Source organism: Ferrovibrio terrae (genome assembly GCF_943371255.1).
GTDB classification, from domain to species: Bacteria; Pseudomonadota; Alphaproteobacteria; order Ferrovibrionales; family Ferrovibrionaceae; genus Ferrovibrio; species Ferrovibrio terrae_B.
On record NZ_CALRUC010000037.1, the window covers coordinates 22325 to 32828 of the forward strand.

General features: G+C 64.0%; 13 protein-coding genes and 1 tRNA gene. 6 read left to right on the plus strand and 8 right to left on the minus strand.

The window, feature by feature from the left end; genetic code table 11:
* Positions 1-23: 23 nt before the first annotated feature.
* The 3 genes from AAG799_RS10145 to AAG799_RS10155 all read right to left on the minus strand — a co-directional run bounded on the left by AAG799_RS10145 (position 24) and on the right by AAG799_RS10155 (position 3087).
* The gene (locus AAG799_RS10145) at positions 24-1238 is read right to left on the minus strand and encodes a phosphoglycerate kinase (RefSeq protein WP_341895712.1); all 1215 of its coding nucleotides are present in this window, start codon (positions 1236-1238) and stop codon (positions 24-26) included.
* Between the two features lie 22 nt (positions 1239-1260).
* Positions 1261-2265 carry a type I glyceraldehyde-3-phosphate dehydrogenase gene (gap, locus tag AAG799_RS10150; protein ID WP_341895713.1) on the minus strand — a complete coding sequence of 335 codons (1005 nt, stop codon included), beginning with the start codon at positions 2263-2265 and terminating at the stop codon, positions 1261-1263.
* A gap of 126 nt (positions 2266-2391) precedes the next feature.
* Complete coding sequence (locus AAG799_RS10155; protein WP_341895714.1) at positions 2392-3087, minus strand: TIGR02117 family protein; 696 nt, start codon at positions 3085-3087, stop codon at positions 2392-2394.
* A gap of 241 nt (positions 3088-3328) precedes the next feature.
* Between AAG799_RS10155 and AAG799_RS10160 the strand changes: the two genes are divergently transcribed.
* Both AAG799_RS10160 and AAG799_RS10165 read left to right on the plus strand, forming a co-directional pair.
* Positions 3329-3811, plus strand: a complete 483-nt coding sequence (locus AAG799_RS10160) for an acyloxyacyl hydrolase (protein ID WP_341895715.1) — start codon at positions 3329-3331, stop codon at positions 3809-3811.
* Between the two features lie 248 nt (positions 3812-4059).
* The gene (locus AAG799_RS10165) at positions 4060-4773 is read left to right on the plus strand and encodes a hypothetical protein (protein WP_341895716.1); all 714 of its coding nucleotides are present in this window, start codon (positions 4060-4062) and stop codon (positions 4771-4773) included.
* 3 nt (positions 4774-4776) lie between these two features.
* Here AAG799_RS10165 and gluQRS read toward each other — a convergent pair whose 3' ends face one another.
* Entirely contained in the window at positions 4777-5658 is an 882-nt protein-coding gene (gluQRS, locus tag AAG799_RS10170) for a tRNA glutamyl-Q(34) synthetase GluQRS (RefSeq protein ID WP_341895717.1), read from the minus strand.
* A gap of 23 nt (positions 5659-5681) precedes the next feature.
* On the opposite strand from gluQRS, the gene AAG799_RS10175 reads away from it, so the two are divergent.
* The 3 genes from AAG799_RS10175 to AAG799_RS10185 all read left to right on the plus strand — a co-directional run bounded on the left by AAG799_RS10175 (position 5682) and on the right by AAG799_RS10185 (position 7735).
* On the plus strand, positions 5682-6374 hold the full coding sequence (locus AAG799_RS10175) for a DNA-3-methyladenine glycosylase 2 family protein (protein WP_341895718.1): 693 nt from the start codon (positions 5682-5684) through the stop codon (positions 6372-6374).
* Entirely contained in the window at positions 6371-7075 is a 705-nt protein-coding gene (locus AAG799_RS10180; protein WP_341895719.1) for a dienelactone hydrolase family protein, read from the plus strand. Before AAG799_RS10175 ends, AAG799_RS10180 begins: the two co-directional genes overlap by 4 nt.
* A 114-nt stretch (positions 7076-7189) precedes the next feature.
* Complete coding sequence (locus AAG799_RS10185) at positions 7190-7735, plus strand: HNH endonuclease (RefSeq protein WP_341895720.1); 546 nt, start codon at positions 7190-7192, stop codon at positions 7733-7735.
* A 228-nt stretch (positions 7736-7963) separates the two neighbouring features.
* Here AAG799_RS10185 and AAG799_RS10190 read toward each other — a convergent pair whose 3' ends face one another.
* From AAG799_RS10190 to AAG799_RS10200, 3 genes are read right to left on the minus strand one after another with little or no spacing between them, the layout of a single operon-like run.
* Positions 7964-8506, minus strand: coding sequence for a demethoxyubiquinone hydroxylase family protein (locus AAG799_RS10190; protein ID WP_341895725.1), 543 nt, complete (start codon positions 8504-8506; stop codon positions 7964-7966).
* On the minus strand, positions 8506-8994 hold the full coding sequence (locus AAG799_RS10195) for a disulfide bond formation protein B (RefSeq protein ID WP_341895721.1): 489 nt from the start codon (positions 8992-8994) through the stop codon (positions 8506-8508). Before AAG799_RS10195 ends, AAG799_RS10190 begins: the two co-directional genes overlap by 1 nt.
* 5 nt (positions 8995-8999) lie before the next feature.
* On the minus strand, positions 9000-9581 hold the full coding sequence (locus AAG799_RS10200) for a YqaA family protein (RefSeq protein WP_341895722.1): 582 nt from the start codon (positions 9579-9581) through the stop codon (positions 9000-9002).
* 211 nt (positions 9582-9792) lie between these two features.
* Between AAG799_RS10200 and AAG799_RS10205 the strand changes: the two genes are divergently transcribed.
* Positions 9793-9879: transfer RNA gene (locus tag AAG799_RS10205), tRNA-Leu, on the plus strand.
* 22 nt (positions 9880-9901) lie between these two features.
* Here AAG799_RS10205 and AAG799_RS10210 read toward each other — a convergent pair.
* Positions 9902-10462: an aldolase/citrate lyase family protein gene (locus tag AAG799_RS10210; protein ID WP_341895723.1), complete on the minus strand. Its 561-nt coding sequence runs from the start codon at positions 10460-10462 to the stop codon at positions 9902-9904.
* Positions 10463-10504 lie beyond the last annotated feature (42 nt).

Consider the following 10504-nt stretch of genomic DNA (forward strand, 5'->3'; position numbering starts at 1 on the left):
TGGGGCCGGATTTTATCACGCATTCACTGGGCGGCTACTGCGGTCGGTGCGGCCAGAGCGGCGACACCCGGCAGTTCCTTGCCTTCCAGCCATTCCAGGAAGGCGCCGCCAGCAGTGGAAACATAGGAAAACTCTTCGGCGACCCCGGCATGCCGCAGGGCGGCCACAGTGTCGCCGCCGCCAGCCACGCTCAGCAGACGGCCGGACGCGGTCAGTGCCGCAGCAGTGCGCGCCACGGTGACTGTGCCGGCATCGAAGGGCGGCGTCTCGAAGGCACCCAAGGGGCCATTCCAGACCAGAGTTTTGCAATCTGCGATGATGGTTCCCAGGCGCGCCGCGGCCACCGGGCCTATGTCCAGGATCATCGTGTCGGCTGGCACGCGTTCGGCGGGCACCACCTTGCAGGGGGCACCCTGCCTGAATTCTCGGGCCACCACCACGTCATCCGGCAGAATGATGGCGCAGCCGCGGGTGACGGCATCGCGCAGGATGTCGCGTGCGGTATCCGCCAGGTTTTTTTCGCACAGGCTCTTGCCGACTTCACGGCCCTGGGCGAACAGGAAGGTGTTCGCCATGCCACCGCCGATGATGATCTTGTCGACTTTGCCCAGCAGGTTGCCGAGCAGTTCCAGCTTGGTGGAAACCTTGGCGCCGCCGATCACGGCGGCAACCGGTTTCTCGGGCTTGTCCAGCGCGGCCTCGAGATGCTTCAACTCCACTTCCATGTTGCGACCGGCATAGGCCGGCAGCAGATGCGCCAGGGCCTCGGTCGAGACATGGGCGCGATGGGCACAGGAAAAGGCATCGTTGACGTAGATATCGCCCAGCGCGGCCATTTGTTTGGCCAGCGCCGGATCATTCTTCTCTTCACCCGGATGGAAGCGGGTATTTTCCAGCAGCACCACGCCGCCGGCTTTCAGCTTGGCAATTGCTGCACTGGCCGTCTCGCCAACGCAATCCTCGGCAAAGGGAATGGAGGAGCCGAGCGCAGTGGCGAGCGCTGCCGCCACCGGCTTGAGCGACATTTCCGGCACCGCTTTACCGTCCGGACGGCCAAAATGCGACAGCACGACAACCTTGGCACCCTTGCGCGACAGTTCGTGCAGGGTGGGCAGGATGCGGCTGATACGCAGATCGTCGGTGATCCGGCCGTCCTTCATCGGAACGTTCAGATCAACGCGCACCAGCACGGTCTTGCCGGCGACATTGACATCATCGAGAGTACGGAAACCGGCCATGCGGGCTGCTCCTGCCTGGCCGTCAGAGCTTGGCCATCGCCACCGCAGTATCGGACATGCGGTTGGAGAAGCCCCACTCGTTGTCGTACCACGACACCACGCGCACCAGATTGCCGTCCATCACCGTGGTCTGCTTCAGGTCGAAGGTCGAACTGGCCGGATTGTGGTTGAAATCGCTGGAGACCAGCGGCTGGTCGTTGACGTCGAGGATGCCCTTCAGCTTGCCGGCGGCAGCCTGCTTCACGGCCTCGTTGATCTCTTCGACCGAGGTGTTCTTCTTGGCGATAAACTTGAAATCGATCAGCGACACATTCGGCGTCGGCACGCGGATCGAGGAACCGTCCAGCTTGCCCTTCAGAGAAGGCAGCACCAGGCCGACGGCCTTGGCAGCACCGGTGGTGGTTGGGATCATCGACAGCGCCGCGGCGCGGGCGCGGTAAAGATCCTTGTGCATGGTGTCCAGCGTCGGCTGGTCGCCGGTATAGGCATGGATCGTGGTCATGTAGCCCTTCTCGATACCGACGGCGGCATCGAGCACATAGGCAACAGGAGCCAGGCAGTTGGTGGTGCACGACGCATTCGAGACGATGGTGTGCTCGGGCTTGAGCTGGTCGTGGTTCACGCCATAGACAACGGTGAGGTCGGCATTGGTGGCGGGCGCGGAGACCAGTACCTTGCGGGCGCCGGCAGTCAGGTGCAGCGCAGCCTTCTCTTTGTCGGTGAAGATACCTGTGCATTCCAGCGCGATGTCGACCTTCAGCTCTTTCCACGGCAGCTTGGCCGGATCGCGCTCGGCGGTAACCTTCATGAAGCCGCGACCCACATCAATCGCGTCGCCCTTGGTCTCCACCTTGCCGTTGAAGCGGCCATGCACGCTGTCGTAACGGAACAGATGGGCGTTGGTCTCGACCGGGCCGAGATCATTGATGCCGACGACTTCGATATCCGTGCGGCCGCTCTCGATGATGGCGCGCAGCACATTGCGGCCAATGCGGCCGAAACCGTTAATCGCAACCCGAACCGTCATTTTTTCATTCTCCGATGGGATGGCGTGACGAGCGGAAACCGGGCGGCGGAAACCGCCCATAACCGACCTTTTTCGGGGCAGGGTTTAGCCCCTTTACGGGTGAGTCGCAAGGCGAGCACGGGGATATCACGGCCCGCGCATCAGGCCGTAGGGGAATGGCGTCCACCAGCCGGCTTTCAGGCCCGCCGCGCGCAGCCCCGCCCCGATCCACTCGTTGCAGGTGCGAAAAGGGCTGTAACGCCCTGTTGCCTCATAAAAGACGTCATCCAGGCCGAAGCCGGGCTCTGGCAGGGGTTGCGGACGACCATCGCGGCCAGGGGCAAATCCGGCCTGAATATACGCCGCCAGGGCGTGGTATTGCAGGACATCGACCTCGATACGCCGGGTGCGGAGTTGCGGGTCAGACAGGGCGCCTTCCGGCACCCGCATCACATGCATGGCAGCCGGGCCGCGTCCCAGCAGGGCAGCCATGGCCAGATTGGGGCGGAAATCCACCGGGCGGCGGGTCGCCAGATAGAAATCCCGGTCACCCCAGCCGAAGGCGACATAATCCGTGTCGGTGATCCGTGCCGCCACGGCGCTGTCGTTCAGCCAGGAGCCCCAGTCGGTCTGGTCCTGCCCGGTCTGGATCCTGGCGGGCAGGGCGGCCCAGACATGCCAGCCATTCGAGATCAGGTAGATGGAGACCGTCGGCTGGCCGGTCTGCGGTTCACGATGTGGCGCCGGCAGCAGGCCCAAGCCCAGCGCGGCCAAGCCGTATAGCATGGGCAGGGCCAGGACAGCGAGAACCAGGAGGATCAGCAGGCGGCGGAGGCTGCGCATGGGGGCCTTCTGTGCCGGAAAAATGTGGCGACAATGAAGCGATCAGGCGGCCGGGCGACCCCGAATCGGGAGATAAGCCCTTGGCTGCCCTGTATTGCCTTGGCTAGTATCCTGTCTGGATACGATCTGTACTGCAAATCAGGACCGGCAGGGCCGGCCCGGCAGATTGGGGGGTAGGGGAATGCGTTTTCGTTTGTTGCCTCGTCTTGCGGCAGCCGTTGCGGCTGCCTGCTTGATGATCATGGCCGCGCCTGTAGTGCATGCGCAAACCAAGGATGTAGCCGACAAGGGGGGAGACGATCCGTCCTTCCTCGCTTTCAGCGCCGGCTATTATGACATCAACGACAATCATGACGCCTTCGAGGGACGCATCGAATATCGCCATGGCGAGAAATTCTGGATCTTCAAGCCGGTGGTCGGCGTATTGGCCACCCATGACGAAGCGGTGATGGGCTATGCCGGCGTGCTGGTCGATATCTATTTCGGTCGCCGTTGGGTGCTGACGCCGGCTTTCACGCCGGGTCTGTATCGTAAGGGCGACGGCAAGAATCTGGGCGGTACGATCGAGTTCAAGTCGCAGATCGAGTTGAGCTATCGCTTCGACAATCGTTCGCGCCTCGGCCTTGGCGTCAGCCATATCTCGAATGCCAGTATTTACGACAGCAATCCGGGCACCGAGACGGTCTTCCTGACCTACGCTCTACCGCTTGGCGGGCCGCGCTAATTTTCCCCTCGATATGTGCGATATGTGATCGATACCGCGGGATGCCTCGCATCCCGCTTCTGACTGTCCTGCGTGGTGTTTATGCTGTTGGTTGATTCGACTGAGGCATAATGCGTTCAGGCTTTCTCTTACACGCGGTCATTCTTGCGTTGCTTGTCACCCTCGTCCCGCGCCCAGCGCAGGCGCAGGGTGATGTCACGGCCCCGGGCCCAGTATTGTGGCTGAAGACCGAGTGGCCGCCGGTTTTCATGCAAAGCGGCAAGGGTTTCGGCGACCAGGCCATGGCCTGGCTGATCGAACGCCTGCCCGCAGGCTACAGCCACGACATCCGCACCCTGCCGCTGGCGCGCCTGCTCAAGCAGATGGAAGACCCGCTTGCCACCATCTGTACCAGCAATCTGCTCCGCACGCCCGCCCGAGAAACACAGTTCCTGATCAGCCACGACATCATGCGCATGCCGGCGCTCGGCCTTGTGGTGCGCAGCAGCGATGTGACGGCCTTCGCGCCGCTTCGCGACAGTCAGGGCTTGATCGAATTCCGCCGCGTGTTGGAACAGACGCAGCTGGACGGCGTGTTCAACGAAAACCGATCCTACGGACCGGCACTCGATGCTCTGCTGCGCGCGGCATCGCCACCGGCACCAGTCACGCGCCTGCCGAAAACCGCCGGCATGGTTTCCATGCTCGCCGCCAACCGGGTCGACTGGGTTCTGCTCTATCCGTTTGAGGCGATCTGGCTGGCGCGGCAGGAGCAGACCGCACCGGTGCTTGCCACGCTGCCAATCGCCGAGCTGCCGCCCTTCAACGATGGCGGCGTCACCTGTAACCGCACGCCGATGGCGGCGCGGCTGATCGGGGATATCGACCGCATTCTCGCGGCGCATCCCGACGAGCCATGGCTGAAGCCGATGCTCGAATGGCTAGATCCAGAAACACGCAAGCGGGTCAGTACGCGCCGCTGAGTCTCAGACTCCGAAGCTGGCCGGATCGAGGCCAACCTGCTGCCACAGTTCGGCAGGGGTGATGCCGGCGGCGCGCTGATCGCGCAGGGCGGGCGCATTCTTGCGCTTGGCCAGCCGTTCGCCGCTGTCATCGAGCAGCAGATGGTGATGCGCGTATTCCGGCACCGGCCAGTCGAACAGGGCCTGCAGCAGGCGGTGCAAATGGGTGGCCGCAAACAGATCGCTGCCGCGGGTCACCAGCGTGATGCCCTGCAGGGCATCATCATGGCTGACACAGAGATGATAGCTGGCGGGGATATCCTTGCGTGCCAGCACCACATCGCCGAAGCCCCGGATCAGCAGATCCGGTGTCACGTTTTGCTTGCCGGCGACCTCGTCATGCCAGTGCAACGGCCAGTGGCCGGCCTGCTGACAGGCTGCTGCCATGTCGAGGCGCAATGCATAAGCCTCGCCGGCCGCCCTGCGTGTTTCGCGTTCGGCGCCGGTTAAATGCCGGCAGGTGCCCGGATAGACAACGCCCTCAAAGCCATGTGGAGCCTGTCCGGCGGCGGCAATCTCGGCCTGGATCTGCCTGCGGGTGCAGAAGCAGGGATAGAGCAGGTCGCGCTGGCGCAGGCTGTCGAGGGCTGTCGCATAGTCGGCAAAATACTGCGACTGCCGACGCACGGGCTGTTCCCAATTCAAGCCCAGCCAGCCCAGATCCTCGAAGATGGCATCGGTGAATTCCGGGCGGCAGCGGGTGGTGTCGATATCCTCAATGCGCAACAGGAAGCGGCCGTTATCCTGCCGGGCGCGTAGCCAGGCAATGCCGGCCGCATAGGCGTGGCCGGCATGCAGATAGCCGGTCGGACTTGGCGCACAGCGCGTAACAGTGTCAGACTGCATGGGCGATTCTCATGCGATAGCTTATGGCAAACCTTCCGCCTCCCGCAAAGCCTGACTCCCGCAAGCGCACGAAAGCGGCGCTGGAGCAGCTCTGTGCCCGCGAGCCACGGTTTGCCGAGGCCTTCGCCACAGTCGGCTTCATCGCCGACCGCCGCCGCCCGGCTGATTTTGCCAATCTGTGCCGCATCGTCATCGAGCAGCAGATTTCGGTGGCTGCCGCCGCCACCATCTGGGGCCGGCTGGAGGCTGCCGTCCAGGGCCGCGCCAATGGCGTGTTCAGCCCGGAACGGGTTTTGAAGCTGAGCGAACCGCGCCTGCGCGCCTGCGGCCTCAGCGGACCGAAGGTGCGCTATGTGCGCAACATGGCGCAGGCGGCGAAAAGCGGCGCCATTGATTTCGCCCTGTTGCCAAAACTGGAAGACAGCGCCGCCATGGCGATGCTGACCGAAGTGAAGGGCATCGGCCGCTGGACGGCAGAGATTTTCCTGATGTTCGCGCTGGATCGCGAGGATATCTGGCCGGCACATGATGTGGCGCTGCAGGAGGCGATGAAGCGGCTGTTCGGCCTGAAGGCACGGCCGGATGTAAAGAAGATGGATAAAATGGCCGAGGCATGGCGCCCGCATCGCGGCGTCGCCGCCCGGTTGCTGTGGCGCTATTACGCCGTAACGGCCAAACGCGTCACCACGGATCGCGTGGAGGAGAAGACGGCATGATCGACGGTCCCCGCCTGCTGCCCGCCAAAGGCCCCGCCCGCAAGCTGGTGGTGCTGATTCACGGTTATGGCGCCGATGGCGATGACCTGATCGAACTGGGCGCGCAGTGGCGCAGCACGTTGCCCGAGGCTGCCTTTGTCGCGCCGCATGCGCCGGCGATGATCCCCGGCTTTCCGCCCGGCATGGGCGGCGGCCGGCAGTGGTTTGCACTCGATGCCTATGACCCCAACCTGTTGCGCCGCGATCCGCATCAGACCGCGGCGGTGTATGCCACCATGCAGCGCGCCGCCGAACAGGTGGCGCCGGCGCTGGAGCAGTTTGTGGATGCCGAACTCAGGCGGCACAATCTTGGGCCGAGCGATCTGGCCCTGGTCGGTTTCAGCCAGGGCACCATGATGGCCCTGCATGTCGGCCTGCGCCGCGATCCGGCGCCGGCCGCCATCCTGGGCTATTCCGGGGCGCTGCTGGGTGGCGCCGGCCTGGAGCAGCAGATTCGCGGCCGGCCGCCGATCCTGCTGATCCATGGTGATGCTGACGAGGTGGTGCCGATCGAGGCCATGCATGCGGCACTGAACGCGCTGAACGCGGCCGGCTGCCCCGCCCGTTTCCATGTCAGCCGGGGACTGGGCCATGGCATCGATGGCCAGGGACTGGCGCTCGGCGGCGCCTTTCTCGCCGAATCGCTGGCCCGCGCTACATAGACTCGGCCCGCCCGGTGTGGATAACCCGGCCGGCTTACAAAATAAGGTGGTTGTCACAACGCGGTAACCCCGCATATGGTAAGGGGAATACGTCGTATCGGAACTGGGGAAGCAATGAACCCTGAGAGTTGTCCGGCGTTGGTTCTGAATGCGGATTATCAGCCGCTGTCTTACTTCCCGCTGTCGGTCTGGCCATGGCAGGAAGTGGTCAAGGCGGTCTGCATGGATCGCGTGACCATCCTCTCCGAATACGATCAGGAAATCCGCTCTCCCAGCTTCCGCATGCGACTGCCCAGCGTGGTGGCGCTCAAGCGCTATATCGCCCCGGCACGGCGACCGGCCTTCACCCGGTTCAACCTGTTCCTACGCGACCGCTTTTCCTGCCAGTATTGCGGCAGCCGGCATGAACTGACCTTCGATCATGTGGTCCCGCGCTCGCGCGGCGGCCTCACCCGCTGGGATAATGTGGTGGCGGCCTGCGCGCCCTGCAATCTCACCAAGGGTGGTCGCATGCCCAACGACTGCCACATGCATCCGCGTATCCGCCCGCATATGCCGACCGTGCAGGAGCTGCAGCGCAATGGCCGCGGCTTCCCGCCCAACTTCCTGCATGAGAGCTGGCGCGATTTCCTCTACTGGGACAGCGAGCTGGAGCCGTAAAGCTTATTCGGTTCCCGGCATTGGCTTGTAGGGTTCCCAGCCAAGGTATTCATTTCTTTTAGTCATTGCGTCATTGTGCGATGTCGCTTCGACCGTCCATATCCGGATCCACTTGTAATCCCCGCTGGGAATGCCCTTCTGAGGGTCATGTGGAGCTGGGGAGAACTGGTGCTCGGCTATAAAGTCACCCTCATATCCTGCCCACAGCTCCCAGGTCGTCGTCACAGCTTAAACTCGCTCGGACAGCCAGATGGCGCCGCGCGTGATCGCCTTGATGCCGCGCGACAGCAGCGGATAGGCCGGCGCCTCGCTGGCGCCTTCATTGCGCGCCGTGTCGCGATGCTCGATCTCGTCGGCACGGAATTTCTCGATCGTGGCACGCAATTCGGGCTCGGCATCGCCGAGCGCTTCCACCTGCCTGGCGTAATGTGCGTCGATCACTTCTTCGACGGCCTCGGTGCAGGCCATCGCCGCCTTCTCGCCCAGCAGGGCGGTGGCCGCGCCCATGGCAAAGCCGCCGACATGCCACAGTGGCGTCAGCAGGGTGGGGCGCACGCGGCGCTGCGGCAGCAGGCGCGAAAACGCATCCAGATGCTCCAGCTCCTGCTTCAGCATATGGCGGATGGTCGGCGTCGAGGGTGCCGTCTTCAGCACGGAAAGCTGGCCTTCGTAGATACGCTTGGCGCCGTATTCGCCGGCATGGTCGACGCGCAGGATGCGTTCCAGCAGGGCGCGCGGATCGGGATCGCCAGCCAGTCGCCGTTTCTGCATCATGCGGTTCCTTTTGCGGCACGCCGGGCGGCCAGCAGGGCGAAAGCGGCAAGGGCGGCCGACCACAGCGCATTCCAGCCGGCCATGGAGAGGCCCAGCACGCGGATCGCGGCCTCGTCGCAGCGCACCACGGGTGCGGCCATCAGCTGGGCACGCAGGTCTTCCAGCGTGGTGGCGGTGGAGGTGCTGCTGCAGCTGGTCAGGCCCTGCCACCATTTCCATTCGACGCCGGCATGGAACACGCCAATCCCGCCGGTAATCGTGAAGCTGAGTGCTGCCAGTCCAAGCAACGGGGCGCGCCAGCGCGGCAGGGCCAGGGCGGCAAGGCCAAGGACCAGCGCTGCAATATGCGGCCAGCGCTGCCAGTGGCACATCTCGCAGGGCGGCAGGCCGAAGCCATATTGTGCAATCAGCACCAGCGCCAGCGTGCCGCCGGCCGCCAGGGCGACCAGCAGGCCGGAGCGATCAGGCTTAAGCAGGCTGTCCATCATGATCAGAAGAGATAGCGCACGGCGACGAAACCGCCAACCAGCGCGACCACGAAGATGATGCCGAGGATATTGAGCCGTTTCTCGATGAAATCGCGGATCGGTTCGCCGAAAGCGCGCAGCAGGCCGGCGACCAGGAAGAAACGCAGGCCGCGGGTAACGATTGAGGCGATAATGAACACGCCCAGGCTGAAATGCGCCGCGCCGCTGGCAATGGTGACGATCTTGTAGGGGATCGGCGTCAGGCCCTTGATCAGGATGATCCAGACGCCCCATTCGGCATAGGCCGCCTCGAAGGCCTGCCATTTCTCGCCATACCCGTAGAGATCGATCACCCAGCGGCCCAGCGTTTCGAGCAGGAAATAACCGATGGCATAGCCGAACAGGCCGCCGATCACCGAGGCAACGGTGCAGATCGCCGCATAGCGGAAGGCCCGTGTGCGATCGGCCAGGCACATCGGGATCAGCATCACATCCGGCGGGATCGGGAAAATCGAGCTTTCCAGGAAGGACACCACCGCGAGCGCCCGATCGGCATTGGGCCGGGCGGCCTGGCGCATGGTCCAGTCGTAAAGGGCGCGAAACACGGGCGGAAAACTCCAGCAAAATGCCTGGCGAGGCAGGCCTCGTGTATGCCGGAGCCAGCCGGGCTTGTCCATGCGCCCTCCCGCCGCAGGCCATGACAAGGCTGTGTTTGTCTGCGGTTAACCGGCCGCCAGTTCGATCCGGGCCGGGCGTTGATTCAGGCGGGGGCTTGGGTAATATCCGCCCCGCCGCGTGCCGGCGTTTCGATGTCGGGCCCCAGTGGTGAAATTGGTAGACGCGACAGACTCAAAATCTGTTATCCGCAAGGGTGTGCTGGTTCAAGTCCGGCCTGGGGCACCACCGATCCTGCAACCGTAAACGCCTACCGGCTCCTGGCCCGGAAGTGCGCGATATCGGCCAGCGCGGTGTCGCGCAGGCGCACCACATCATTGTCCGCCGTCACCATCGTATAGCCCAGCGCGAACATGTCGGCCCAGGTCATGCCGATGCGCGGCACGGTGCCGAATGGCTTGCCGGTCTTTTTCAGCGCCGCCTCGGCTTTCGCCAGCAGGGCAATCACGTCGGGATGGTCGAACTCGCCGAGATGGCCGATCGAGCCAGAGAGATCGAACGGTCCGACAAACAGCGCATCCACCCCATCCACGGCAGCGATCTCGGCAATGGCATCGACGGCCGTGGCGGTTTCGATCTGGCAGATGATCAGCAGGTTGTCGTCGGCCGCCTTGCGATAGGCGGGGCCGTCGAGGCCGTAATTGGAAGCGCGAATCTGGCCGATGGCCGAGCCGCGCACGCCGCGTGGCGGATAGCGGCAGGCCGAGACCAGCGCCTTGGCTTCCTCGGCCGACTGCACATTCGGAATCACCACGCCCTCGACGCCGACATCCAGCACGCGCTTGAAATAGACCGGGTCATGCGAGGGCACGCGCACCAGTCAGGTGGTGGTGCTGTTCGACAGCGCCTGCAG